This window comes from Bradyrhizobium brasilense (genome assembly GCF_029714345.1).
Taxonomy (GTDB): Bacteria; Pseudomonadota; Alphaproteobacteria; order Rhizobiales; family Xanthobacteraceae; genus Bradyrhizobium; species Bradyrhizobium australafricanum.
Genome location: NZ_CP121669.1, coordinates 4,218,846 through 4,243,593, shown reverse-complemented (window position 1 = coordinate 4,243,593; position 24,748 = coordinate 4,218,846). Strand labels below are relative to the sequence as shown.

General features: G+C 65.2%; 23 protein-coding genes. 9 read left to right on the top strand and 14 right to left on the bottom strand.

Going from position 1 to position 24,748, the window contains the following annotated elements:
* Positions 1-33: 33 nt before the first annotated feature.
* Positions 34-1,284 carry a GNAT family N-acetyltransferase gene (locus QA635_RS19845; protein WP_283071185.1) on the top strand — a complete coding sequence of 417 codons (1,251 nt, stop codon included), beginning with the start codon at positions 34-36 and terminating at the stop codon, positions 1,282-1,284.
* 52 nt (positions 1,285-1,336) lie between these two features.
* Complete coding sequence (locus tag QA635_RS19840) at positions 1,337-1,762, top strand: HIT family protein (RefSeq protein WP_253639701.1); 426 nt, start codon at positions 1,337-1,339, stop codon at positions 1,760-1,762.
* A 100-nt stretch (positions 1,763-1,862) separates the two neighbouring features.
* On the opposite strand, the gene tsaA is transcribed toward QA635_RS19840, so the two are convergent.
* The 5 genes from tsaA to QA635_RS19815 form a co-directional block, all read right to left on the bottom strand.
* Positions 1,863-2,354, bottom strand: a complete 492-nt coding sequence (gene tsaA, locus QA635_RS19835; RefSeq protein WP_283071182.1) for a tRNA (N6-threonylcarbamoyladenosine(37)-N6)-methyltransferase TrmO — start codon at positions 2,352-2,354, stop codon at positions 1,863-1,865.
* Between the two features lie 3 nt (positions 2,355-2,357).
* Positions 2,358-3,338 (bottom strand): Bug family tripartite tricarboxylate transporter substrate binding protein, encoded by a 981-nt coding sequence (locus QA635_RS19830; protein WP_283071180.1) that lies wholly within the window; start codon positions 3,336-3,338, stop codon positions 2,358-2,360.
* Between the two features lie 61 nt (positions 3,339-3,399).
* Complete coding sequence (locus tag QA635_RS19825) at positions 3,400-3,744, bottom strand: AzlD domain-containing protein (protein ID WP_028336400.1); 345 nt, start codon at positions 3,742-3,744, stop codon at positions 3,400-3,402.
* On the bottom strand, positions 3,741-4,493 hold the full coding sequence (locus QA635_RS19820) for an AzlC family ABC transporter permease (protein ID WP_283071179.1): 753 nt from the start codon (positions 4,491-4,493) through the stop codon (positions 3,741-3,743). Before QA635_RS19820 ends, QA635_RS19825 begins: the two co-directional genes overlap by 4 nt.
* A gap of 194 nt (positions 4,494-4,687) precedes the next feature.
* On the bottom strand, positions 4,688-5,776 hold the full coding sequence (locus QA635_RS19815) for a lytic transglycosylase domain-containing protein (RefSeq protein WP_283071178.1): 1,089 nt from the start codon (positions 5,774-5,776) through the stop codon (positions 4,688-4,690).
* Between the two features lie 92 nt (positions 5,777-5,868).
* Here QA635_RS19815 and QA635_RS19810 point away from each other — a divergent pair, with 92 nt between their 5' ends.
* Positions 5,869-6,804: a glycine/sarcosine/betaine reductase selenoprotein B family protein gene (locus QA635_RS19810; protein ID WP_283071176.1), complete on the top strand. Its 936-nt coding sequence runs from the start codon at positions 5,869-5,871 to the stop codon at positions 6,802-6,804.
* Between the two features lie 164 nt (positions 6,805-6,968).
* On the opposite strand, the gene QA635_RS19805 is transcribed toward QA635_RS19810, so the two are convergent.
* Both QA635_RS19805 and QA635_RS19800 read right to left on the bottom strand, forming a co-directional pair.
* Complete coding sequence (locus tag QA635_RS19805; protein WP_283071174.1) at positions 6,969-8,021, bottom strand: phenylacetaldoxime dehydratase family protein; 1,053 nt, start codon at positions 8,019-8,021, stop codon at positions 6,969-6,971.
* An 87-nt stretch (positions 8,022-8,108) separates the two neighbouring features.
* Complete coding sequence (locus QA635_RS19800; RefSeq protein WP_283071172.1) at positions 8,109-9,116, bottom strand: carbon-nitrogen hydrolase family protein; 1,008 nt, start codon at positions 9,114-9,116, stop codon at positions 8,109-8,111.
* Between the two features lie 207 nt (positions 9,117-9,323).
* Between QA635_RS19800 and QA635_RS19795 the strand changes: the two genes are divergently transcribed.
* From QA635_RS19795 to QA635_RS19785, 3 genes are all read left to right on the top strand, one after another.
* Positions 9,324-10,280 (top strand): AraC-like ligand-binding domain-containing protein, encoded by a 957-nt coding sequence (locus QA635_RS19795; RefSeq protein ID WP_283071167.1) that lies wholly within the window; start codon positions 9,324-9,326, stop codon positions 10,278-10,280.
* 163 nt (positions 10,281-10,443) lie between these two features.
* A complete protein-coding gene (locus QA635_RS19790; RefSeq protein WP_283071165.1) occupies positions 10,444-10,797 on the top strand; it encodes a PilZ domain-containing protein in 354 nt (117 codons plus the stop codon).
* Positions 10,798-10,921: 124 nt separating this feature from the next.
* On the top strand, positions 10,922-12,343 hold the full coding sequence (locus QA635_RS19785; protein WP_283071163.1) for an MFS transporter: 1,422 nt from the start codon (positions 10,922-10,924) through the stop codon (positions 12,341-12,343).
* 84 nt (positions 12,344-12,427) lie between these two features.
* Here QA635_RS19785 and clpA read toward each other — a convergent pair whose 3' ends face one another.
* Together clpA and clpS are read right to left on the bottom strand one after the other, a co-directional pair.
* Positions 12,428-14,833, bottom strand: coding sequence for an ATP-dependent Clp protease ATP-binding subunit ClpA (clpA, locus tag QA635_RS19780; RefSeq protein ID WP_076834521.1), 2,406 nt, complete (start codon positions 14,831-14,833; stop codon positions 12,428-12,430).
* Between the two features lie 259 nt (positions 14,834-15,092).
* Positions 15,093-15,425: an ATP-dependent Clp protease adapter ClpS gene (gene clpS, locus QA635_RS19775; RefSeq protein WP_038385792.1), complete on the bottom strand. Its 333-nt coding sequence runs from the start codon at positions 15,423-15,425 to the stop codon at positions 15,093-15,095.
* Here clpS and QA635_RS19770 point away from each other — a divergent pair.
* A complete protein-coding gene (locus QA635_RS19770) occupies positions 15,418-15,594 on the top strand; it encodes a hypothetical protein (protein WP_283071161.1) in 177 nt (58 codons plus the stop codon). The genes clpS and QA635_RS19770 overlap by 8 nt on opposite strands.
* 345 nt (positions 15,595-15,939) lie before the next feature.
* The gene (locus tag QA635_RS19765; RefSeq protein ID WP_283071159.1) at positions 15,940-17,820 is read left to right on the top strand and encodes a TadE/TadG family type IV pilus assembly protein; all 1,881 of its coding nucleotides are present in this window, start codon (positions 15,940-15,942) and stop codon (positions 17,818-17,820) included.
* A 72-nt stretch (positions 17,821-17,892) separates the two neighbouring features.
* Here the strand turns inward: QA635_RS19765 and QA635_RS19760 are convergent, their stop codons facing one another.
* A complete protein-coding gene (locus QA635_RS19760) occupies positions 17,893-18,231 on the bottom strand; it encodes a phasin family protein (protein ID WP_016844841.1) in 339 nt (112 codons plus the stop codon).
* Between the two features lie 423 nt (positions 18,232-18,654).
* Between QA635_RS19760 and QA635_RS19755 the strand changes: the two genes are divergently transcribed.
* Entirely contained in the window at positions 18,655-20,448 is a 1,794-nt protein-coding gene (locus QA635_RS19755; RefSeq protein WP_283071157.1) for a D-alanyl-D-alanine carboxypeptidase, read from the top strand.
* Positions 20,449-20,686: 238 nt separating this feature from the next.
* Here QA635_RS19755 and QA635_RS19750 read toward each other — a convergent pair whose 3' ends face one another.
* The 4 genes from QA635_RS19750 to QA635_RS19735 form a co-directional block, all read right to left on the bottom strand.
* Positions 20,687-21,406, bottom strand: a complete 720-nt coding sequence (locus tag QA635_RS19750; RefSeq protein WP_283071156.1) for a DnaJ domain-containing protein — start codon at positions 21,404-21,406, stop codon at positions 20,687-20,689.
* An 84-nt stretch (positions 21,407-21,490) separates the two neighbouring features.
* Positions 21,491-22,231, bottom strand: a complete 741-nt coding sequence (locus tag QA635_RS19745; protein WP_283071154.1) for a vWA domain-containing protein — start codon at positions 22,229-22,231, stop codon at positions 21,491-21,493.
* An 89-nt stretch (positions 22,232-22,320) separates the two neighbouring features.
* Positions 22,321-23,262, bottom strand: a complete 942-nt coding sequence (locus QA635_RS19740) for an alpha/beta hydrolase (protein WP_050999547.1) — start codon at positions 23,260-23,262, stop codon at positions 22,321-22,323.
* A gap of 390 nt (positions 23,263-23,652) precedes the next feature.
* Positions 23,653-24,576 carry a division plane positioning ATPase MipZ gene (locus QA635_RS19735; RefSeq protein WP_283071152.1) on the bottom strand — a complete coding sequence of 308 codons (924 nt, stop codon included), beginning with the start codon at positions 24,574-24,576 and terminating at the stop codon, positions 23,653-23,655.
* Between the last annotated feature and the right edge of the window lie 172 nt (positions 24,577-24,748).

The window sequence follows — 24,748 nt, the reverse complement described above, 5'->3', positions numbered from 1 at the left end:
CATGCTCAAACGAGGCACCGGTCTTCATTCTCGATGGCGTCTTCTGAAATCACCCTAGAGGCTGTGGCTGACATCGGCGGCATTCCGGCCGCCGAATGGGACGCCTGCGCCAATCCCAAGGCGGATGCGGACAGCATCCATCACCTCGACACGCTGGCCTCGCCCGGTTCCGCAAAGGATTGCCAGACCGCCGCAAGTTCGAGCTATAACCCATTCGTTTCCCACGCCTTTTTCGCCGCCGCCGAAGCCTCCAATTCGGCCTGCCCGCGAACCGGCTGGGGCCCGCGGCATCTGATCGCGAAGCTCGATGGCCGGATCGTTGGCGTCGTGCCCTGCTATCTGAAATCGCACTCGCAGGGCGAATACGTGTTCGATCGCGGCTGGGCCGAGGCCTACCACCGCGCCGGCGGCAGCTATTACCCGAAGCTTCAGGTGTCGGTCCCCTTCACGCCCGCGACCGGGCCGCGGCTGTTGATCCGCGACGGCGTCGACCGCGAGGTGATCGGCTCGGCGCTGGCGCGAGGCCTGCGGGCACTCTGCAACGCCACCGAGGCCTCCTCCGTGCATGTGACGTTCGCCCGCGAGGACGAGGCCAGGTTCCTCGGCGCCCACGGTTTCCTGCAGCGGACCGACCAGCAGTTCCACTGGCACAATGAAGGCTACAAGACCTTCGACGACTTTCTCGGCTCGCTGAACTCGCGCCACCGCAAGGGCATCAAGCGCGAGCGCCGCGAGGCGGTTGCCGCCGGGATCACCATCCACTGGCTCACCGGCGCCGACATCACCGAGGACGCCTGGGATGCGTTCTTCGAATTCTACATGGAGACCGGCTCGCGCAAATGGGGCCGGCCGTATCTGACCCGAGAATTCTTCTCGCTGATCGGCGAGACGATGAGCCGCGACGTGCTGCTGGTGATGGCCAAGCGCAACGGCCGCTGGATCGCGGGTGCGATCAACTTCATCGGCTCGGACACGCTGTTCGGCCGCAACTGGGGCGCGATCGAGCACCACCCATTCCTGCATTTCGAGGTCTGCTACTACCAGGCGATCGATTTCGCAGTTCAGCGCGGGCTCAAGGTGGTCGAGGCCGGCGCGCAGGGCGAGCACAAGCTGGCGCGCGGCTACCTGCCGCAGACCACTTATTCGGCGCATTTCATCGCCGACCCCGGACTGCGCCGGGCGATCGCCGATTACCTCAAGCGCGAGCGCGACTATGTCGCCGAGGTCGGCCGCGAACTCGCCGAGGCCGGCCCGTTCCGCAAGACGGTCGACGACGACGCTTGACCTCTCCGCCGCCACCTAGGCAATAAAGCAGCATCATCGAGGAACCGCCGCCATGCCCGCCGCCTACGACAACAACAACATCTTCGCGAAGATCCTGCGCGGCGAGCTGCCCTGCTACAAGGTCTATGAGGACGAGCACGTGTTCGCGTTCCTCGACATCATGCCGCGCTCGCCGGGGCACACGCTCGTCATTCCGAAGGCCCCTGCCCGCAACATCCTCGACATCAAGCCCGACGACTACGCCCATGTCGCGCGCGCCTCGCACAAGATCGCCGCCGCCGCGATGAAGGCGTTCGAAGCCGACGGCATCACGGTGCAGCAATTCAACGAGCCCGCCGGTGGCCAGGTCGTGTTCCATCTGCACATGCACGTCATGCCACGCAAGGACGGCGTCGCACTGCTGCCGCCTGCGAGCCACAAGGAAGACGGCAAGGTGCTGGAGGCGAGCGCGGCAAAGCTAAGCGCAGCGTTGAAGTAATCCCACCGCCGTCATTCCGGGGCGTGCGGAGCGCGAACCCGGAATCTCGAGATTCCGGGTTCGATGCTTCGCATCGCCCCGGAATGACAGTTGAGAGATTCTACTCCGTCTCGAAGTCCCCGGCCTGCGGCGGGGCGAGCGGGGTAAACTCGCAGCGGTCCGGCTTGACGTCGATCAGCGGCGTCTCGTCGAGGCAGTCGAGGCCGCGCACCAAAATGACATTGCCCTCGACACCGACCAGCTTGACGACCGAGGTGCCGATCGGATTGGGGCGCACCGGCGAGCGCAGCGAGAAAGTGCCGCGGGTGTTGCCGTTGTTCTTCGGGCTTTGCAGCACGATGTCGCGGCGCGACTGATGCAGCCAGTACAGCACCTCGAGATTTGAATAGAAATCGACGCCCTTGATCGCGGCGACCCAGGGCTCGAAAATCTCGAGCCGGCACACCGGGCCGTCATGCCGCCCCTGCCGCGGCGTCGCCAGCCGCGAGGTCCAGGGCGTGCGGATGCGGCCGATGAAGACGAGCCCGGCATCGCGCGCCGTCGGCATGTCGACGGCCACCTCGCCCTGGCGCAGTTCCATTTCACGTACCATGTGTCAATCCAGCGATATGTTCAGCGCCTTGACCACGCCCGCCCATCGCGCGCGATCGGTATTCACAAACTTGTCGATCTCGGCCTGGCTCTTCGCGCGCAGCGGCGGGAAACCGATCTTGAGCAGCGAAGCGCGGAACGCCTCGTCGTTCAAGGCCCGGTCGAGGCTCGCCTTGATCTTGTCGGCGATGTCATCAGGCACCTTCGACGGCGCTGCGATACCATACCAGACGCTGACCGCATAATCGGGATAGCCGCTCTCGGCGATCGTCGGCAGATCGGGCAAATCGGGGATGCGCTCGGTCGAGCTGACGCCGAGCGGCCGCAGCATGCCCGATTTGACCGGCGGCAGCGCGGTGCCGAGCGTGTCGAACATCAGCTGGATGTTGCCGGACAGCAGATCGGTCAGCGCGGGTCCTGCGCCCTTGTACGGCACGTGGGTCATCTCGACGCCGGCCATCTGCTTGAACATCTCGCCGGCGAGATGAACCGTGCCGCCGGTGCCGGCGGATCCGAAATTAAGTTTTCCGGGATTCTTCTTGGCGTAGGCGACGAACTCCGCGATCGTCTTCGCCGGCACGGAGGGATGCACCTCCATGACCATCGGCGCGTCCGTGATCACGGACAGCAGGCGAAAATCCCTGGCCGGATCGTAGGGCAGCTTCTTGTAGAGCAGCGGATTGAGCACGAAGATCGAGGCGGCCGTCACGAACAGCGTGTAGCCGTCGGGATCGGAGCGCGCCACGGCCTCGGCGCCGATCGCACCCTGCGCGCCGGCCTTGTTCTCGACCACGACCACCTGCTTGAGATCGCGCCCGAGATATTCGCCGACGATGCGGCCGAGCACGTCGGTCGGCCCGCCGGCGGCATACGGCACCACGAGCTTGATCGGCCGCGTTGGATAATCCGCGGCAAGCGCCGGCAGCGTCGCCGCCAGCAACGCCGTCAGAGCAACAATGATTAGCGATGATGCGCGCCGCTGCATGCCGTTTCCCCGTTGTCTTGTTCTTGGGGAGCGAGAGTAGCGGATAATGCGGACGCCGCAATCAGCCGAGCCAGTATTTGCCTGCGATCATGACGATCTCGCCCGCGATCACGCCGGCGAAGATCGATTTCCTCGCCAGCATGAACACGACAAAGCCCGCGGCGACGGCGCCGTAGCGCAGCCAGTCCGGCACGCTGGCGAGCGCGCCCGGCGGCTGCACCACGATCTGCGCGATGATACCGGCGAGGATCGCGGTGGCGACCGCCCTCACCCAGACCAAGAGCTCGGAGTTCTCGTCGATGCCGCCGCCGAACCACAGGCCGAGCATGCGCCAGATCTGGTTGGGGATGACGCCCGCGACGAACAGGATCGCGAGCGCGTGCCAGTCGCCGATGAAACCGCTCATGCGCGCGCCCCGACGATGCCTGCCCTCGCCCGGTGCACGGCATAGGCAATGGTGCCCGCGACGACCCCGCTGACCAGGATGTCGACGCCGCTGTTCAGCATCGCCGCCAGCGGGAACAGCAATAGGCCAAGCACCAGCGCGATGACATCGGCGAGCTCGCGGCAATTGCGTGCGGTCGAGAACAGGAAGGCGAGCGGCGTCAGCATCAGCATGCCGGCGGCGAACAGCGGCGTGAGGTTGGCCGCGAGCATGTAGCCGATCGTGTTGGCGATCAGGCAGACGGTGACCAGCCCGCAGCCGAGCCCGTGGATAAAGGCGATCCGCCGGTTGCGCGGCACCTGCGGCAGGAAGCGGAAGCATTCGACCCACAGCGTCACGGCGGTGAGATGCGCCACCAGGATCAGATGCCGCCGCTTGGTCTGTTCGGTGCGCATCATCGGCAACACCGAGACCACCATCGGGAACAGGCGGATCGCGCTGACGGTGACCGCGATCGCCGATTGCAGCACGGTGGCGCCGGAGCCGAGTGTCGTGATCACGATGATCTGCGCAGGGCCAGCCCAGACGAACGCCGTGCTCGCCAGCGTCCAGCCCAGCGAGAAGCCGGAATCATGCGCCAGCGCGCCGATGCCGAGATAGGTCGCAAACAGCACCAGGGTCAGCACGGTCGCGCCGATCGACCGCGCGCCCCATAGGAAGGCGCGGAACGAGTTGTGCCATTGCGGAGAATCGAGCGGAGGAAGCGCCACGGGGAACCGGATGGTTTTGCAATCGCGGCGGCTTAGGGCGCTGACAACGCAGGGTCAAGCAAGAGACGGCACAGGTCCGGTATGCGCCTCGGTAGCCCGGATGAAGCGCCAGCGAAATCCGGGGCCGCCTTTGCAACCGGCGAGAGCTGTCCCGGATTGCGCTTCGCTTCATCCGGGCTACGGGATCAAAGCAATCACGCCCTGTTCTTCAGCACGAAACACGCCCCGCCCGCCTTGCGAATGCGGTTGCATAGGCCGTCGGCCTCGGGGCGCGTGTCGGCGCCGATGCGCACCTGGTAAAAGGTCGCGCTGCCGCGGGTGCGCAGCCGCGAAGAAAGCAGGCTCGGATCCTGATCGCCGATCACGTTCGACAGCCGCTTGATGGCGCGGGCATACATCGCGAGCGCCTTGTCGCGGCTGAAGCCGGCGGCGAGCTGGACGCCCCACACCTTGGCCGCCGACAGCGTGACGTGCTGCTCGAGCCCTGCGACGAACGGGTTGGGCGCGCGCTTCAGCAACGCCATCAGCTCGCGGCAGCTCTTGGTCGGCGCGCGCTGTGGCATCTTGCCGTTGCGCCCGGCGGCGGCCCAGTCGTCGACGCTGGAGCCGGTGATCGCGGAGACGTAATTGCGCGTCTCCTGCGGCATGTAGCCGGAGCCGGCGAGCCAGTCCTGGATCCGGCGCGGGCCAGCATTGTAGGCCGCCGCCGCGAGGCCGAGATTGCCGAACTGGTTGCGCAGCTCACTGAGGAATTCGGCCGACTTCGGCAGCGCCTGCACCGGATTGAATGGATCGAGCAGCCCGCGCTCGTTCGCTGTGCCCGGCATGAATTGCGCGATGCCCTGCGCGCGCTGGCCGTTGCGGGTCATCGGACCAACCGCATCGGCCTGGAAGCGGCTCTCCTGCCAGATCACGCGTGCGAAGAATTCGAGCGGCAGATCGTTGGCCCGCGCCGCCGACTCGATCATCAGGCACATCGCCTCGCGGGTATCGCTCTCGCGCGCATCATCCGCGGGCTTGTCAGTTGCCGCCGCGGGCGTATCCGCCGGGGGCGCGGCAGGTTTCTCGGCCGATGGCGCGGCCTGCTCTCCCGGCGGTGGCGCAGGCGGCTCCCCCGGCGCGGCCGCAGGCTTCTCAGCGGGCTTGTCCGGGGGCGGCGCTGCCGGCTGCTCGGCGCCCGGCGGCGGCGCCGGAGCCGCGGCCGGAGCGTCCTCCGCACCGACCCGGGCCGGCGGCACCAGCAGCACAAGCATGACCAATGCGGCGCAACGACCGGTTCGCATGGCAATTCTGTTCCCGTGCGGGCGCGGCTTGACACCGCAAGCTCGTGGTCTAGCTATGGACTGAAATGATGGCGCGCAAAAGGGAGCGCAAAATGGCCGCAGCATCCGACGATCAACTCGGCTTTGCCCCCGATGACGACGCTCCGATCGGCTATATGAAGCGGACCCGCGATTATTACGCGGCGATCGGCTACACCACCCCCTACCGCTGGGCGCATTACACCTCCGCCCCGTTCCAGCCCCTGAAGAAGCCGCTGAACCAGTCCCGGGTCGCCATCATCACGACCGCGGCGCCGTTCGATCCGGCACGGGGCGACCAGGGTCCCGGCGCGAAATACAACGGCGGGGCCAAGTTCTATGCGGTCTATGACGGCGACACGTCAAAGCAGCACGATCTGCGGATTTCGCACATCGCCTATGACCGCACCCACACCACGGCGACCGACAACGGCACCTGGTTCCCGCTGGCACAGCTGAAGCGCCTCGCCGCGGCCGGCACGATCGGCGACGTCGCGCCGCGCTTCTTCGGCGCCCCGACCAACCGCAGCCACCGCGTCACCATCGAGACCGACGCGCCCGAAATCCTCAAGCGTTGCCGTGACGACAAGGTCGACGCCGCGGTGCTGGTGCCGAACTGCCCGGTCTGCCACCAGACCGTCAGCCTGGTGGCGCGGCATCTCGAGGCCAACGGGATTTCCACGGTCGTGATGGGCTGCGCCAAGGATATCGTCGAGCATGCCGCGGTGCCGCGTTTCCTGTTCTCCGATTTCCCGCTCGGCAATTCCGCCGGCAAGCCGCAGGACGTCGCCTCGCAGGCGTTCACGCTGGAGCTGGCGCTGCGCGTGCTGGAGTCCGCGCCCGGCCCGCAGACCATGGTGCAGTCGCCGCTGCGCTGGAGCGAGGACGCTGCCTGGAAGCGCGACTACAGCAACGCCGATGCGCTGAGCGCCGAGGAGCTGGCCCGCCTGCGCCGCGAGTTCGACGCGCAGAAGGAAGTCGCCAAGGGCCTGCGCGAGCGCGTGGCGTAAGGCTCGGCGCTAGACACGAGCACTTAGCCAACTCAAGGCGTCGTCGCTCGGCTCGACCGGGCGATCCGGTATTCCAGAGACACCAGTCAGTCACGGAGAAGCCGCAGCGTGCTGGCATGGCGCGGACAAGCCCGGCCATGACGGAGCAATGTTGAGGCGAGCTCTCAGGCGGATGGCGCCGCCGCGACCTGTACGGCGGTGAGCATGCCGGTCCGTTCATGGCAGCCGAGATATTCGAAGAACTGCTCGTCGGCGCCTGCCACCGTGACCTCGTGATACAGCCTGAGCTTGGCGTTCGGCCCCAAGGTCGAGAGATACTTCATCGCCGCGCCAAAAATCCTGACATGGGTCGGGTGCGATTCCGCCCAGCGCTCCAGCGCGGCGAGGCTCTTCCACCAGCTCTGGCCATAGGACTTTTCGGTCGACCGCCCCTCCGCGTCGACAACGCGCATGTAGCGGTTGGCGTAGCAGCCGATCGGCACGCCGTCGTCGCGCAGGAAATCCATGCCCTCGCGCAGCACCGGCTCGACATCGTCGAGATACATCTTGCGTTCCGCTGCCTCGGTATCGCTCCAGTCCTGTCCGGAGCGGATCAGGCAGAGATTGTCATGCGCGACCACACGGATGCGTGCGCCGTCGCGGATCACGCGCGGCTCGCCGCCCGGCGTCATCGCGTCGGTCTGCGTCAGCGGGATACGGTCGCGCATACCGCCCCAATAGGCGTGCTCCTGCACCTCGCCGCTCATGCCGTCGGCAAGCACCGCGACGCCCTCCGGACGACCGAGCGACGAGAACAGCGTCTCGTAGCGCGCAACATGCGGCCGCAGCACCTCGATGAAGCGGCCGACGCCCTCAGTGGCGCCGCCGCCGGTCCAGGCCTCGCGCGCACCGTCGAACCAGGCGTCGAAACGCCCGGCGTCGTCCCAATAGGCGACCGAGACGACGTTGGTGAAGCCGGCCTGGTCGACATATCGCGCACGGTCCCAATGCGTCGGGCCGTTCTCACCGGCAAAGCGTTTTGCGATCGATGCCAACGCGTCGGTCGCCGCCGCGCTCCGCTCACCGCGATATTGCACGCCGAAATAGGCCATGATCACGCGCGTGACCGCGGGCTTGTGGCGCGCGACGAAGGATGGATAAGGCGGCGCGTAGTCGTCGGGCACACGCCGATGACGCGATCGGACTGTCTGCAGATGAGATGGAATGGCGGATTCCATGGCAGTCGCCTCCGGTTGGATGTCGCCCAGGGCATGATCCGGAAAAGTGCGAAACGGTTTTCCGATAAGATCATGCCCGTAGTCTGTTCAGCTCGCGGCCGCGTCGATCTCTTCGACGTCGAGCGGCAGCGCGAAATGCTCGACGCGCTTCGAAGGCTTCTTGTTCAGCAGCAGACGCGTGACATCGGGGCGCGAATAGTGCCCGGCCGGATCGGCGGCGTTCTTGGCGATCCCGATCGCGCCGAGATCGATATCGGCGAGCAGCAGGCCCTCCTGCTCGGGCGGCAGCTTCTCGGCGATCGCGCTGCCGTCCGGCCCGTAGATCGCGGCGTGTCCGCCGCCGACATGCAGCAGCGCGTGCTTGTCGTCGCGGTCGCACATCTCGTCGACCATCGCCTGCGAGACCGTGGCGCAGGGCGCCAGCACGAAGCACGAGCCCTCGACCGCATAGACCCGCGAGGCCGCGTTGTTGACCTCCCAGCCGAGCGCCGGCGCGAACGGATCGTACAGCGAGAAGCTCGGCCAGGCCGCGACATGGACCTGCTCGTTCTGGGCGTACATCGCGTATTTCGACAGCGGCTGCAGATGCTCCCAGCAGCACAGCGCGCCGAGCCGGCCGATGCCGGGACGGTCATGCACGGCAAGGTCGCTGCCGTCGCCCTCGCCATAGACGGTGCGCTCGGCATGGGTCGGCCGCAGCTTGCGCCGCTTCGCAATGGTCTCGCCGTCGGGCCCGATCAGCCATTGCGCGAGATAGAGGCTGCCGCCGTCGCGCTCGGACAGGCCGAGCACCGCGGTCATGCCGGCCTTCTTCACCGCGAGCCGCAGCTTCTCGGCCTGCGGGCTGTCGTAGCTCAGCGAGTTGTCGAAATAGCGCTGCACGAAACCGCGCCCGATCGCCCAAGCCGGCGAGTCCAGCCAGATGTACCAGGGATAGCCGGGGATGAACGCCTCGGGGAACGCGATCAGCTTCGCCCCTTTGGCGGCGGCCTCCTCGATCAGCGCGATGGACTTGGCGATGGAGGCGTCGAGGTCGAGCCAGGCAGGTGCGGCCTGCACCACCGCAACGCGGTATTTCGGATGTTCGATGCCCATAATGTCCTCCTCGCGGCCGACGCTTCCGGCCGGTTCGTGCTTGATCGGCCATGGCGGCCTCTGACATCATGCTGCCCCGAGACCGGGCACGCCGTTCGACCAGGACGGAAGGAAAATTCGACTGCGGAGGAGATTCCCCGGCCGTCCCCGGTATGAAGCTTGCTTTGTTTTCGTGGCCAGCGTTTGCACTCGTGAAGGGAGGAAATCATGCCGGCCCTGTTCACCACGGAAGACGCGCCCACCCATCGGCGCCTTGCGCTCTGGCAGGACATCGTCTGCGACGTGTTCGTGCAGCTCGACTGCAAGTCCGATCTCGGCACCGCCTTCCACGGCGCCATCACCAGCGCGCACCTGGGCGCGGTGAAATGCTCGGTCGTCTCGTCGGGCCAGCAACGGGTGCTGCGTACGCCGTCGCGGATCGCTCGCGCCAGCGAGGATTTTGTTCTGTTCGCCCTCGGCCGGAGTGGCGCGGGCGCCGTGCTGCAGGACGGCCGCGAGACCGTGATCCAACCGGGCGAGTTCGCGTTCTACGACACCACCCGGCCCTATGAATTGCGCTTCAACGCCGACTTCACGCAAACCATCTTCCAGGTGCCGCGCGCCATGCTGCACCGGCGCTTTGCCGGCACCCAGGGCTTAACTGCGACCACGTTCACATCGGATCGTCCCGTGCAGCGGCTCGCCTGGCAGTTCATCGCGGGGCTCTCCGAGATCGCCGACAAGCTCGATCCTGACAACGCGATCCGCCTCGCCGACCAGGCCGCCGACTTGCTGGCGATGGCGATGAGCGAGCGGCTCGGCGGCGCCGCGCTGCCCGCCTCGACCCACCGCTCCGCGCTGCTCTACCGGCTGAAGGCGCATGTGCTCGCGCATCTGCCGAACCCCGAGCTCAACCTCACCGAGACCGCCGCCGCGCTCGGCATCTCGCCGCGCTACGTCAACAGCCTTTTGGCCGACGAGGACACCTCGTTCCAGCGCTTCGTGCTGGCGCAGCGGCTGGAGCGCTGCAAGCGCGACCTCGCCTCGCCGGCGCACGCGCATCGTCACATCGGCGAGATTGCATTCGCCTGGGGCTTTAACGATCTCTCGCATTTCGGCCGCGTGTTCCGCGACCATTACGGCCTGTCGCCGCGCGACTGGCGGCAAAGCCGGCTGCCGAACTAAAGCTTTTCGAGGGAAGCCATAGGTCTCTTGCGGCGCAAAATAGCCGGGAATCCACGCTCTCACGGATGCAAATATTTACACTAACTGCAACGGGTTCCCCCGGCGCCCTTCTTTTCGCTGGGGCGGACCGGTACAGTCGTGCCGTTCATTTGGAGGATTTCCCGTGCAGGACCGGCGCCAGAGCGTACGCGACAAGGTGTTCTATGGTGCGGTTGCGGAGATCAATGAACGCGGCTCGACGATGGATTGCGTCGTCCGCAACATCAGCGAAGGCGGTGCCTGCGTTGAATTTAGCGATGCCGCGCAGTTGCCCGAAGAGATGAATCTCAGCGTCGCACGCAAGGGCCGCTCGTTCCTGGCCCGTCTGATCTGGCGCCAGGCCAACAAAGTCGGCCTCGCCTTCCGGATCATGACTTCCGACACGCCGGTCAGCGATCTCGACGAGCGGGTCCGCCGCAGCGAGATCAAGAAGCGGCAGCTGCAGCGCCGCATCAACGAATTGCTCGGCCAGGGCTGAGCCGCCTCGGCTCGGAGCCTTCGTTTCGGTCGCGGCCGGCATCCGGCATTCGGGGTTGCAAAGGCCGGGCTAATCCAGCATGCGGTAATCCCCGCAACGCCGGAACCGAGAGCCACTCCACGACATGTCGTCCGCGATCATTGAGCATCCCGACGGGCTGCCGCAGCCGCAGCGCAATTGGGCCATTCTCACGATCGCGCTCGGCCTTGTGATGGCCGTCGTCGACGGCTCGATCGCCAACGTTGCGTTGCCGACTATTGCCCGGGATCTGAACGCCAGCCCGGCGTTCTCGATCTGGATCGTCAACGGCTATCAATTGGCGATCACGATCTCGCTGCTGCCGCTGGCCTCGCTCGGCGAAATCATCGGCTATCGCCGCGTCTATCTGGCGGGGCTGTTGCTGTTCACGCTGGCCTCGCTGTTCTGCGCGCTGTCGCACACGCTGCCGCTGCTGACGGTCGCCCGCATCCTGCAGGGGTTTGGCGCTGCCGGAATCCTCAGCGTCAACACCGCGCTGGTCCGCTTCATCTATCCGCATTCGCTGCTCGGCCGCGGCATCGGCGTCAACGCGCTGGTGGTCGCGATCTCGGCCGCGGTCGGTCCCACCATCGCCTCGTTCATCCTGGCGGTCGGAACGTGGCCGTATCTGTTCGCCATCAATGTCCCGCTCGGCATTGTCACGCTGGCGCTGGGTTGGCGCTTCCTGCCGCACACGAGGCCGGCGGTTCACGCCTTCGACTGGCAGAGCGCCGCGCTGAGCGCGATTGCGTTCGGATTCGGCATCAGCGCGATCGACAGCGCCGGCCATGGCGGGTCGCTGTATCTCTGCGCATTGGAGTTCGCTGTCGCCGCGGTCGCCTCGCATTTGCTGTACCGGCGGCAGCAGCATCTGCCCTCGCCGCTGCTGCCCGTCGACCTGCTGCGAATTCCGATCTTCGCGCTCTCGATCGGCACCTCGATCGCCTCGTTCTGCGGCCAGATGCTGGCCTTTGTCGCGATGCCGTTCTATCTGGAAAACCATTTCGGATATTCGGCGGTTCAGATCGGCCTGTTGATCACGCCGTGGCCGATTGCGGTCGCGTTCGCCGCCCCGCTCGCGGGCTGGCTGGTGGAACGCTATCCGGCCGGCCTGCTCGGCGGCATCGGCCTGCTGCTGTTCGCGACGGGATTGGGCACGCTGGCCTTGATGCCGGTCAACGCCACGCCGATCGACGTGGTCTGGCGCATGGCGCTGGCCGGCGCCGGCTTCGGCCTGTTCCAGACCCCGAACAACCGCACCATGATCGCCGCCGCCCCGCGCGAGCGCTCGGGCGGCGCCAGCGGCATGCTAGGGACCGCGCGCCTGCTCGGACAGACCATCGGCGCCGCCCTGGTGGCGCTGCTGCTGGCGCGCTATCCGGCTGACGGCACCCGGATCTCGCTGATGGTCGGCGTCGGCTTTGCCGTCGTGGGAGCTGCGCTCAGCACGCTCCGGCTGTCCTCCGCCGGCAGCCGCGGCGCCGACCGGGTGCGGGTCCAGGAGGGCCAGCGGCTGAAGGGCGAGTGACGGCGCGGAGACGCGCCTCCCACCGCCAGAAACAAAAAGGCCGGCTGTTCAGCCGGCCTTTTCGTTTGGTTGTTCGCTCGTGCCTCAGACCTTGACCATCGGCCCCTTTGAGGCCGGCCCCTTGGTGCCGCCTCCGCCGCCGTTGGGACCGCCCTTCGGCGGCTTGCGCTTGCGCGGCGGCAGGTTCTCGGGCTTCGGCGTGACCGGGCCCTCGACATATTCGAAGCCGATCTTGTCCTTGGCGGTCGCCTCGTCCTTGACCAGGATGACGCGGACGTGTCCGCCGCCCTTGAGCTGGCCGAACAGCACCTCATCCGCGAGCGGCTTCTTGATGTGTTCCTGGATGATGCGCGCCATCGGACGTGCGCCCATCTGCTCGTCATAGCCGTGCTCGATCAGCCAAGCCTTTGCAGGCTCGGACAACTCGATCGTGACGTCGCGGTCGGCGAGTTGCGCCTCGAGCTGCAGCACGAACTTCTCGACCACCATGCCGATCACCTCGGCATTGAGGTGCGAGAACGAGACGATCGCATCCAGCCGGTTGCGGAACTCCGGCGCGAACTGGCGATTGATCGCTTCGTGATCGTCGCCTTCCCGCTTCGAGCGGGTGAAGCCGAAGGCCTGCCGCGCAAGGTCGGCCGCGCCGGCATTCGTGGTCATGATCAGGATCACGTTGCGGAAGTTGACCTGCTTGCCGTTGTGGTCGGTGAGCCGGCCATGATCCATGATCTGCAGCAGCACGTTGTAGAGATCCGGGTGCGCCTTCTCGATTTCGTCGAGCAGCACGACGCAATGCGGATGCTGGTCCACGCCATCGGTGAGCAGGCCGCCCTGGTCGAAGCCGACATAGCCGGGAGGCGCGCCGATCAGGCGCGACACGGTGTGCCGCTCCATGTATTCGGACATGTCGAAGCGCAGCAGCTCGACACCGAGCGACGCCGCCAGTTGCTTGGCGACCTCGGTCTTGCCGACGCCGGTCGGACCCGAGAACAAATAGCTGCCGATCGGCTTCTCCGGCTCGCGCAGGCCGGCTCGCGCCAGCTTGATCGACGCCGCCAGCGACTCGATCGCCTTGTCCTGGCCGAACACCGTGCGCTTCAGGGTCTGCTCGAGATGCTTCAGCACCTCGGCATCGTCCTTCGACACACTCTTCGGCGGGATCCGCGCCATGGTCGCGATCGTGGTCTCGATCTCCTTGATGCCGATCGTCTTCTTGCGCTTGCTCTCGGCGACCAGCATCTGCGCCGCGCCGGATTCGTCGATCACGTCGATCGCCTTGTCGGGCAGCTTGCGGTCGTGGATGTAGCGCGACGACAGCTGCACCGCCGCCTCGATCGCCTCATTGGTGTATTTCAGCCGATGGTAATCCTCGAAATAGGGCTTCAGGCCCTTGAGGATCGCGATCGCGTCTTCCACCGTCGGCTCGTTGACGTCGATCTTCTGGAAGCGCCGCACCAATGCGCGATCCTTCTCGAAGTGCTGACGGTACTCCTTGTACGTGGTCGAGCCCATGCAGCGGATCGTGCCCGAGGCCAGCGCCGGCTTCAGCAGATTGGACGCGTCCATTGCGCCGCCGGAGGTGGCGCCGGCGCCGATCACGGTGTGGATCTCGTCGATGAACAGGATGGCGTTCGGATGCGCCTCCAGCTCCTTCAGGACCTGCTTGAGCCGCTCCTCGAAATCACCGCGATAGCGGGTGCCCGCAAGCAGCGTGCCCATGTCGAGCGAGAACACGGTCGCGGCCGCCAGCACTTCCGGCACATCGCTGTCGACGATGCGCTTGGCGAGGCCTTCGGCGATCGCAGTCTTGCCGACGCCGGCTTCGCCGACGAACAGCGGGTTGTTCTTCTGGCGGCGGCACAGCACCTGGATCGCACGGTTGATCTCGGCATTGCGGCCAATCACCGGATCGATCTTGCCGTCGCGCGCCTTCTTGTTGAGGTTGACGCAATAGGTCTCGAGCGCCTCGCCCTTCTTCTTGGCGTCCTCGTTGCCCTTGGTCTCGGTTTCCTCGTCGACGCCGCGCACCGGCCGCGCTTCCGACACGCCGGGCCGCTTGGCGATGCCGTGGCTGATGTAGTTGACGGCGTCGTAGCGCGTCATGTCCTGCTCCTGCAGGAAGTACGCGGCATGGCTCTCGCGCTCGGCGAAGATCGCGATCAGGACGTTGGCGCCGGTCACTTCCTCGCGACCGGACGACTGGACGTGAATCACCGCGCGCTGGATCACGCGCTGGAACCCGGCGGTCGGCTTCGCGTCATCGGCGCCGTCAGTCACCAGGTTTTCGAATTCGGTCTCGAGATAATTAACGAGGCTGGTCCTCAGCTTGTCGAGATCGACGCTGCAGGCCCGCATCACAGCCGCCGCATCCGAGTCATCGATCAGCGACAGCAGCAGATGTTCGAGCGTCGCGTATTGATGGTGACGCTCGTTTGCGATCGCCAATGCACGGTGCAGCGACTGTTCAAGGCTTTGGGAAAAAGTTGGCATTCGCGTCCTCTATGGCCCCCTGCCATCATGATCGCCATTACCGGGTCAGGCAATAACAACCTTCGTGATCGCCTTTGATATAGTTACGACGGATCGTGGCGAAAGACCGGTCCCGCGATGATGGTTTTCTTCTAAATTCGGGGCATCGGGGCGTCGCGCGGCGACGCCCGTGATCGTACGGGAACGCCGTTCACCACCATCAAAAACCGCGATGCAAGACCCGTTCCGCGCCTCGCGGCGGGTCAGTCGTTCCAGCGACCTATTTCTTTTCCATCACGCACTGCAGTGGATGCTGGTGCTTGCGCGCGAAGTCCATGACTTGCGTCACCTTGGTCTCGGCGATCTCGTAGGTAAAAACGCCGCACTCGCCGATCCCGTGGTGATGAACGTGCAGCATGATCTTGGTCGCCGCCTCGGCGTCCTTGTTGAAGAATCGTTCCAGCACGTGAACGACGAACTCCATCGGCGTGTAGTCGTCGTTCAGGATCAGGACGCGGTACAGGTTCGGGCGCTTGGTCTTCGGCTTGACCTTGGTGATGACCGAGGTCGACGGGCCGTTGCCCGTCCCATTGCGGTTGTCATCATTGTTCATTTTCGGCGCCGGCGCGGCGGCCACCGCCGGCATCGACGAAACCGGCTCGGAAATCGGGACTGTCAACGTGGATCGCAACATGGCTCAGGCGTTCGAATTCCCCAAGGGAAACCGGATGGCGGGAAACCGGATGGCAATTCGATGGTGGTCGCGATTGCCGCAAGACTGATCGCGGAACCCCCAGCAATGCTTTCCAGATTGCCGCTCCCGGTCCGATCCGGCGGCCGGATCGACTTCCCGAATATGGGCCTCGCGAGGTCCTGCCGCAAGCGCAGACCCGGCGCGGCCCACCGGTCCGATTCCCGGCGCGGCAACCCTCGGAAGGTTAATCATTTCTGCCCGATTTGACAAAGGAGTCGGGCCGCCAATTTAGACGTCATTGAGGATAGCGAGCGCTTTTGCCCGGCTTTTGAGCCTCCCCCACGCCGCCCTGCCGGGTTTCCGGCGCCCGATTCACCATCTGTTTAGCGGCGCCGGTCGAGATGCCACCGCAATTCATTTCGACGAGAGTGCCATGCTTGGTTCAGCCATTTCCGATCGCGTCTGCGCGGTTGCTCGCCGGTTTTCCAGGGCAAATAACGGCAATGTCGCGGTGATCTTCACCTTCGCAATGCTGCCGCTCCTCGCTTTCGTGGGAGCCGCGATCGACTATACCCGCGCCAACAACGCCCGCTCCGCGATGCAGGCGGCGCTCGATTCGACCGCGCTGATGCTGTCCAAGGATCTGACCATGGGCAACATCACGGCTGCGGAGATCCCGAGCAAGGCGCAGACCTATTTCACCGCGCTTTACACCAACAAGGACGGCCAGGGCATTTCCGTCACGGCCAACTATACCACCCCGACCTCGAGCGCGGCGGCCACCATCCTGCTGGGCGGATCCGGCCACATCAAATCCGATTTCATGCAACTGGCCGGTTTTCCGACGCTGGGCTTCAAGAGCTCGACGACCACCACCTGGGGCAACGTCAAGATGCGCGTCGCCCTCGCCCTCGACAACACGGGATCGATGGCGCAGGACGGCAAGATCACCGCGCTGCGCAACGCCGTGGCCGGAACCGGCGGACTGATCGACCAGCTCAGCGCGCTGAGCAAGAACAATGGTGACGTCTACATCTCCGTCATTCCGTTCGCCAAGGTCGTCAATGTCGGCACCAGCAATGTCGGCCAGAGCTGGATCGACTGGACCGACTGGCTCAACCCGCCGACCACGCAGCCCGCCAACGGCACCATGCAAGCAAGCCTGCCGATGAACTGGCACGCCGTCGGACCCGGTGCGCGATGCCCCTGGACCAACAACAATGGCGGCTTCACCTGCACGAAGAACCCGACCAGCACGTCCAACGCGAACTACATCCCCTCGAGCGGGACCTATTCCGGCTACATTTGCCCCAGCGTCGATGCGAACTCGCACACGCGCTACAATGGCTGCTGGGTGAGCACCGCAGCCGGCACCGGCGTGTTCTGCAGCGGCTCCAACTCGTGTGCATGTCCGACGGACTCCACGGGCAACGCGGTGTCCGGCTGCAGTTGCAAGACGACCGGCGGCGTCTATCAGTGCACCGGCAAGCTGTATACCCACGACTGGACGCAGCCGGGCCCCAACGACACGGTAGACAATACGAGCCAGCCCCGGGTCAGCGCCGTTGTCGGGTGGACCAACAACCAGTGGACCTCGACCAGTCAGACCCCGACGGTGAAGAACGACTGGCGGCAGGCCTCTACCAATCCGATCGGCAACTGGACGGGCTGCATCACGGACCGCACCCAGCCGAACGATGCGACCGGCGTGCTGCCGGCGTCGTCCGACGTCACCACGCTGTTCCCGGCCAACGAGTACTATGAGAACAGCACATTCTATTGCAGCAGTAACGCCTCGACGCCGCTCGAGCCCATCATTCCGCTGAGCTACAACTGGAGCGCGCTCAAGACGGCGGTCAACGCGATGCAGCCGACCGGCGGTACCAACCAGGCGGTCGGCTTGGCGTGGGCGTGGCAGTCCCTGCTGGTGGGTGGTCCGCTGAACGCGCCGTCGGAGGACACCAACACGACCTACAACCGGGTCATCATCCTCTTGTCCGACGGTCTGAATACCGAGGACCGCTGGCCCGACTACGGCGACGGCAGCTCGCAAGCCTCAGGCAATCCGATCGACGCAAGGCAGGCATTGATGTGCCAAAACCTGCAGAACGCGAAGGATTCCAACGGAGCGCCGTTGTACACGATCTACACGATCCAGGTGAACACGAGTTCGCCCGCCGATCCGACCTCGACCGTCCTGAAGAACTGCGCCAGCACGCCCGACAAATTCTTCATGCTGACCAGCTCGACCCAGATCCTGACGACGTTCAACACGATCGGAACCGCCCTCAGCAAGCTGCGGCTGGCCAAATAGTCGCCCGCTTCAGTCACAACAAAAAAGCCCGGCCAAGCGGCCGGGCTTTTCGTTTGTCTTGGTCGGCAACGCTTACTGAGCGGCGGGCGCGAACTTGGAGACCAGACCCTCATAGGGCTTGAAGGTCTGCTTGGCGCAGTCGCTGTACAGGCCGGCGATCTTCTGCGATTCCGCGACGAAGGTCTCGTAGGACGAGCGCAGGTACTCGGTCTGCGCCTCGAGCGCCTTGTCCAGCGACTTCACGCCCGACAGCTTCTCGACGAACGACTTGGTGTCCTCAAAGGACTTCTTGGCATAGTCGCCATAGGCGGTTGCGATGGCCTGAACGCCGCTCTGCAGGTTGTTCGCCGACGCGGTGACCGACTCGAAATGCTCTTTGCCGTAGTTCTGAATGTCTTCGATCTTGACCATGGATGGAATTCCTTTTCCCAGACTTGAAGGCGCAAATTCCCATTGCCGGGAAGCTCCCGGCCCCCTGACGCCGATAGCCATATCGCATCGCACAATAGAGTCAATGAATATTGTGCATCGCACAATCACACAGCCCCGAATCTCCGGCATTCGCGATAAACCCCGGGGGACTACGCAACGGTTGCTTAATCTTTTGGAAACTCGGTCCGCCTAACCTGATTCCCGGACTTTGTTCGCCTTCCGACAGACAGCCGCGAAAGCTGTTTGTGAACAACACCTTAGCTAGAAGAGCGACCTGAGCCGCCACGTGGGCCGATGGTTCTGCCCGAAGTGGTTTGTTGCGCAGGCAAGGATCGATGGCCGCTGGGCACAATTTCGCCTCACGAGCCAGTGATCTAGATAGAAATTGGGACGGGGAAGTAGATGCTTCGAACAACCTTGGCCTCCTCGCGGGCGCTGCGAGTTGGCGTTCTTGGGCTCGTTACCGTCACGACGGCGATCCTGATCACGAGTGATAGCGCCGAGGCGCGCCGTCACCGGCGGCACTACGCCCGTCACCACCACAGCCAGGAAGCGCGCGAGAGCTACAGCCCGCAATTCGCGTCGATCATCGTCGACGGCAACACCGGTTCGGTGCTCACCGCCACCAGTCCCGACGGCCTGCGCCACCCCGCCTCGCTGACCAAGATCATGACGCTCTATCTGCTGTTCGAGCGTCTCGACTCCGGAAGGATGAAGCTCGACACCGAAATGCCGGTGTCCGAGCACGCCTCCGAACAGGACCCGACTAAGCTCGGCCTGCGGCCCGGATCGACCATCAAGGTCGAAGACGCCATCAAGGGCCTGGTCACCCGCTCGGCCAATGACGCCGCGGTCGTGATCGCCGAGGCGATCGGCGGCAGCGAAGACGATTTCGCCCGGATGATGACCCGCAAGGCCCGCGCGCTCGGCATGAGCCGGACCGTTTATCGCAACGCCTCCGGCCTCCCCAACGATGAGCAGGTGACGACGGCGCGCGATCAATCGACCCTTGGCCGCGCGATCCAGGACCGCTTCCCGCGCTATTACCGCTACTTCTCGACCTCGGTGTTTAACTTCCGCGGCCAATCGATCCGCAACCACAACCACCTGCTCGGCAACGTCGAGGGCGTTGACGGTATCAAGACCGGCTACACCCGCGCCTCCGGCTTCAACCTCGTGACCTCGATGCGCCGCGGCAATCGCTTCCTGGTCGGCGTGGTGCTCGGCGGCCGCAGCGGCGGCTCGCGTGACGCCATCATGCGCAACCTGCTCGCAGAGAACGTCGGGAAGGCCGCGACCACCCGCACCGCCGCCGCGATCACCGAACGCAATCCGGCCGACGCCAATGTCGAGGTCGCCGACGCGGATAATGCGCGCGCGCCGGACACCTCGCCCGTCGCGGCATCGGAGCCCGCCGCTGCAGCTGCCGCGATCCAGGCGCCGCGCCCGGCCAGCAAACCCTCGCTGATGGCGGCGGCCGCCGCCGCGCTGCCGCCGCTTCCGGCCAAGCCGGAGCCGCAGGCCAAGCCCGAGCCGGCGCCGCTGACCTCAGGCGTGATCCAGACCCAGCCGATCGCCGCGATCCCCGGCTCGGCTGAACCGATGAAGCCGGTCAAGGTGAAGACGGTGCAGGTCAAGGCCGGCCAGATCAAGCTCGCCGCGGCCGGCCCGGCGCAGTCCGCGCCTCCGATCACCAACACGATCCCCTCGCGCGGCGAAGTCCCCGAGACCTCCAATGCGATGATGGCGCGAGCCGCCGAGACCTCGAGGCCGGAAATGCCGCCGCAGCCGGCCAATTTCGGCACCGGCAACGGCATCCTCGGCGTGCTGCCGGCCTCGGCCGTGCATGCACCCGCTGCCCCGGCGCCACAGGCCGTGGCGTCGATCGAACCCGCAACCCGCAGCGTGCAGGCCGCTCCGCCGACCAGCTCAGCAAGGCCGGGCGCCGCGCATACCGGCTGGATCATCCAGGTTGGCGCGCTGGAGTCCGAGGGCGAGGCCAACAAGCGTATCGACCTGGCGCGCAGCTCGGCCCGCGGCCTGCTCAGCAAGGCGGATCCGTTCACCGAGGTGGTCGCCAAGGACAATCGCAAGCTCTATCGCGCCCGCTTTGCCGGCCTCGAGCGCGATCAGGCCGAGGCGGCTTGCAAGACGCTGAAGCGCGCCGAGATCTCCTGCATCACCGTTCGCAACTGATCGTCAGCATCTGCTGATCTCAACGGCCGGCGCCGCAAGCGCCGGCCGTTTTGTTTTTGCCGCCGCGAAAACGGCCGGCCGTCAGCGCGCGGCGCGACCATGAAACTTCTCGTCAAGCTTTTACGGTTAAGTTTTCCCGAAAGAGCGATCGGCCACTCCGGACAGCGGCGGGCCATACGGGGCATCAATCAGAAACGGAAGGCAGCTCTCGGCTGTGGCGTTGGTAGCGTAGCCGGAGTTAGAGATGCGTGCGAAGCAGAGTGTCCTTGGCCTCGTTCACACGGGCCGCGAGGTACGTCGAGCCCCCCTGGTCGGGATGGAGTTTCTTCATCAGGGTACGGTGAGCCCGGCTGATGTCGTCGCGCGACGCTCCCGGCTGCAGGCCAAGGATCTGATAGGCCTCCTCGTTCGTCATTTTGCCGCCCGACGCCGCACGGCCCTGCCCCCGTGCCCGGTCGCCCTGTGCGTCCTGACGCCAGGCGGGAAAGCGGCGGTCCAGATAGCTTTCAAGTAGCGCGACGCTCTCGGCGTCGAAGCTCGGGACCATCGCCAATAGCTGCGACAGGTCGAACTCATCGAGCATGCGGCCGGCCTGCGGTCCGGCCACGATCTGGCCCCTGAGCACACCGCTGCCGTGATCGAGGGTCATATCGAGATATTGCGAGCGCACTTGCGAGCTTTGTCCCTGGCTGCGCGAGCCGCCGAACATGCCGCCGAGATTGGGAAATCCGGTGCTTCCGAACGGCGACCAGCCGAGCAGTCCGGCCCCGAAGATGCCGAGCGGAATTGCCACCGCCAGTTCGCCCCGCACGCCGGTAAAGGCCGCGACCGCCAGCGCGAGCACCCCGCCGCCGATCTTGATCGCGCGCGCAAGCACGGCGGGATTGGCCGCACGAAACATCTGCAGCGCGGAATAAAGGACGACAACGGCGACGACGCCAGCGATCAGGGTTGGCATGTCCGGAATATAGGCGGCCCGGCGGCAAAAAGCATGCGAAGCTTCGTCTCACCGGCGTCGGGCGGAGCCTGACGCGACGCGGCGCTATTTCATCTGACCGATCAGCTTCGCCGCGCCGCTCGCGGTCTTGGCCAGTTGCAGCAGCGCCTCGCGGCCGCCGGCGGCATAGGCTGCGGCGGCACGCAGCAATTCGCGGAGTTGCGCGGCCGCACCAGGATCGAACCTGCACCATGCACCGCCGGTCAGCCGCGCGATCTCGCGAAACGTCTGCTCGGCGGTTGCATCCCTGCCCTCCTGGAACATGAAGACCGGCACCTTGAGCAGGCCGAGCTCGCCGGCTTTGGCGCATAGATCGTCGGCACTCTCCTCCATCGCGTCGCCGACGAACACCAGCGCGCGCACCCCGGCCTCGACTGCTTCGCGACGCGTCTCGGACAGCACCTTGCCGATCTGGGTGTTGCCGCCCTGGCAATCGATCTTGCTCATCAGCCGCGCGAGCTGCGCGCTGTCGGAGATCCAGCCCGACGCACGGCATTCATTGAAGCCGCGATAATAGACGAGGCGGATATCGAGACTGCCGAGAGCGCCGGCCTCGCGGAACATGTCTGCCTGCAGCGTGCACGCCATGTCCCATGTCGGCTGCCGGCTCATCGTGGCGTCGAGCGCGAACACCAGCCTGCCGTGGGCGCCGGCGCGATGCGGCGACATCGCCCGCGCCTTGGCGACGAATGCCGCGATGTCGTTCGCGTTGGATGCCGGCACGCCAGGCGCGTGGGCCGGGCGTACATCGCTTCCGGATGTCGGTTTGATCGTCTTGCCGGCCATCAGCGCTTGCCTCGTACAGCAAACACTATGTGGGCCGCGGCAGTGGATTGGTCAACGTGAGAGGCCAGCCTGGACCGCGGGCCGCCCGGTCAATTCGTGACCGACGGATCCTTCTTCGTCTCGGTCTTGGTCAGCGAGAGCGACTTCTTGAGCTTATCGGTCAAGGTCTGAGGCTTCTCGACCGGCACGTAGAGCGAGACGGGACCGGGCTCCAGAATCTTCGGCGGCGCATTCCTGGTGTCGACCGGCGCGACAGCGCTGTCGGTGTCGGCGAGGAATTTATCGAGCATGGCCTGGATCGAGTCCTTGGCCTTCTCGGGCCCGGTGTCACGCATGTCGTTGTGCTGGAAGTTGGTGTTCACCACGGTGATGCCGGCCTTCTCGCATTCGTCGGCATCGGGAACGACACCCGGATCCGGCTTGAACTGCGAGTCATGCGAACGGAATGACAGGATCTTGAACTTGCCGTCGGTCATGAACGGCACGCGCAGATTGTCCAGCGTCACCACCTTCTTGATCTCGTCCGGATACTGCTTGGCGAAATACATCGCGATATCGCCGCCATTGGAATGGCCGACCATCGTCAGCTTGCTGTAGTCCGCGTTCGGCTGGCGCTTCTTCATCTCCTCGATCGCGAACTTGATGTTGGTGATGCCGCGCTGGTACTGCGGCAGGCGGCCGACATAGAGCTCGCCAACCTTGGTCACCATCGGTCCGTCCGACGGCAGGTCGTTCTGAATGCTGATGGTCAGATAGCCGCGCGCCGCGAACACGTTCGCGAGGAAGGAATATTCGGTGAATTTGACGGTATTGCCATGATTGAGGATCGCAACCGGCAGCGTGATCATGCCAGCGTCGGCCTGCATCTCCTTGTCGAAGCGCACGGCAACGTCGACCGCGACCGGCCGCTCATCGCGAGTCGGGTCCTTGAACATGAGAGTTTCGTGACGGATCGCCCACTTGCTCGCGGTGAAATAGGCCGCCGTGATCACCACGGAGAGAGAAAGCAGAACGAGAATTCCACGCTTCATGACGTCCTCGAGGTGCCCGCCTTTTCAGGGCTATTCTTGGCCGGAGACTCTTCGGCCTCCTTTTGAGAATATATGTCACAGCGCTGTGACAGGAAGTCTAAAAGTTGGGACTTCGCAGCACGCTCATTGTGCGGTGCACACAATCTTTGTGCATTCGCTTCTGGCGCCATGGCTCTGCGGCACGATAATACCTCAAGACCAGCCGACGGGGAGCGGAAACGCGGCTGGCTTGGGAAAACCGGATCTGGCCAGCTTTGTTCCGACATATTGGCGACGGAGTGGCCGAAAACCCCGCAAGACTACCGTGCTTCTGGACGGTCCGGGAAGTGACGATAGTCACTTCCTGCGCGCCTGCCGCGCTGGAACCTGCCCCAGGGAGTGCCCGGCGGCCTAGCTGCCGATGATGTCGTCAACTTCCAGCGGCTTGTCGACCTGGCTGAACCATTCGGCCCGGTTGGCGGCCCTGCGGCGGCCGCGCTCGTCGAGCGGCAGCTTGAGCTGGCGCAGCAGGCTCATCACCTCCTCGCGGGCGGTGACGTGACCGAGGCTCGGGCGGGTGCCGAGCGTCGCCTCGTCGATGTCGTCGAGCGCCGTCAGCCCGCGCGGGAAGAATTCGCGATAGACCACCCGCTCGGCAAAGCCGTCGACCGCACGGAACCCGAGCCGCAGCGAGAGCTGTTTCAAGCCGTCGGCGACCAGCTGCTTGTTGCGCGAGCCGAGCATCGACAGGCGGTTGCGCACCACGATCCAGTCGGTCGAGGCGCCATCGAGCTGGCGGCGCTTGCGTCTGGTGTCGCGCACCATCTCCGCATAATGGCTCTCGCCGGTCACCGCATAGGTCGCGGGATCGACGGTGCCGAGCACGTCGAAATCGAGGAAGCTGTCGTTGATCGGGGTCACCAAAGTGTCGGCCATCGAATGCGCGAGCCGCATCAGGTAGCTGTCCGCGCCCGGGGTATCGATGACGATGAAATCATAGGCGTGTTCCACCGCGCTCACCGCGGCCATGAACTGCTGGAATTCCGCGTTCTCGTTCTCCTCGATCTGCATCGTCTCGCCGTACTTGATGCAGTGGTGCGCGGGGAGCTCGAGATCAAGCCCGGTGCGGCGCGCCCAGGCCTGGCGATTGCTGATGTAGCGAGTGAAGCTCTGCTGGCGGCAGTCGAGATCGATGCTGGCGACGCGCTGCCCGGCCTTCAGCAGCGCGACGGCGATATGCAGGGCGGTGGTCGACTTTCCCGATCCACCCTTCTCGTTGCCCAGCACGATGACATGTGCGGAGCCGGATTGACCCTGACGAGCCTGCACCAACATGATTCAAATCCCCGCAATGATCTTCAAAGCGAGCGCCGCTGCGGTCAAGTGAAATGCATCGCTGCGACAGGAAATCAATTGCGGCCGTGCCGATGAATCGATCAAGCGAGACTGCTGCATCGATCGGCGGCTTTGATCCGCGCGCGTTCGAGATCGTGTAAGGCTTATCGGC

Coding starts and splice junctions, on each gene's coding strand:
- QA635_RS19785 (WP_283071163.1), top strand. CDS start 10,922: ATGTCGTCCGCGATCATTGAGCATCCCGACGGGCTGCCGCAGCCGCAG.
- QA635_RS19735 (WP_283071152.1), bottom strand. CDS start 24,576: ATGTTGGTGCAGGCTCGTCAGGGTCAATCCGGCTCCGCACATGTCATC.
- QA635_RS19750 (WP_283071156.1), bottom strand. CDS start 21,406: ATGCCAACCCTGATCGCTGGCGTCGTCGCCGTTGTCGTCCTTTATTCC.
- QA635_RS19800 (WP_283071172.1), bottom strand. CDS start 9,116: ATGGGCATCGAACATCCGAAATACCGCGTTGCGGTGGTGCAGGCCGCA.
- QA635_RS19755 (WP_283071157.1), top strand. CDS start 18,655: ATGCTTCGAACAACCTTGGCCTCCTCGCGGGCGCTGCGAGTTGGCGTT.
- QA635_RS19795 (WP_283071167.1), top strand. CDS start 9,324: ATGCCGGCCCTGTTCACCACGGAAGACGCGCCCACCCATCGGCGCCTT.
- QA635_RS19810 (WP_283071176.1), top strand. CDS start 5,869: ATGGCCGCAGCATCCGACGATCAACTCGGCTTTGCCCCCGATGACGAC.
- QA635_RS19740 (WP_050999547.1), bottom strand. CDS start 23,262: ATGAAGCGTGGAATTCTCGTTCTGCTTTCTCTCTCCGTGGTGATCACG.
- QA635_RS19745 (WP_283071154.1), bottom strand. CDS start 22,231: ATGGCCGGCAAGACGATCAAACCGACATCCGGAAGCGATGTACGCCCG.
- QA635_RS19845 (WP_283071185.1), top strand. CDS start 34: ATGGCGTCTTCTGAAATCACCCTAGAGGCTGTGGCTGACATCGGCGGC.
- QA635_RS19805 (WP_283071174.1), bottom strand. CDS start 8,021: ATGGAATCCGCCATTCCATCTCATCTGCAGACAGTCCGATCGCGTCAT.
- QA635_RS19760 (WP_016844841.1), bottom strand. CDS start 18,231: ATGGTCAAGATCGAAGACATTCAGAACTACGGCAAAGAGCATTTCGAG.
- QA635_RS19825 (WP_028336400.1), bottom strand. CDS start 3,744: ATGAGCGGTTTCATCGGCGACTGGCACGCGCTCGCGATCCTGTTCGTC.
- QA635_RS19815 (WP_283071178.1), bottom strand. CDS start 5,776: ATGCGAACCGGTCGTTGCGCCGCATTGGTCATGCTTGTGCTGCTGGTG.
- clpS (WP_038385792.1), bottom strand. CDS start 15,425: ATGAACAATGATGACAACCGCAATGGGACGGGCAACGGCCCGTCGACC.
- QA635_RS19765 (WP_283071159.1), top strand. CDS start 15,940: ATGCTTGGTTCAGCCATTTCCGATCGCGTCTGCGCGGTTGCTCGCCGG.
- QA635_RS19840 (WP_253639701.1), top strand. CDS start 1,337: ATGCCCGCCGCCTACGACAACAACAACATCTTCGCGAAGATCCTGCGC.
- tsaA (WP_283071182.1), bottom strand. CDS start 2,354: ATGGTACGTGAAATGGAACTGCGCCAGGGCGAGGTGGCCGTCGACATG.
- QA635_RS19830 (WP_283071180.1), bottom strand. CDS start 3,338: ATGCAGCGGCGCGCATCATCGCTAATCATTGTTGCTCTGACGGCGTTG.
- clpA (WP_076834521.1), bottom strand. CDS start 14,833: ATGCCAACTTTTTCCCAAAGCCTTGAACAGTCGCTGCACCGTGCATTG.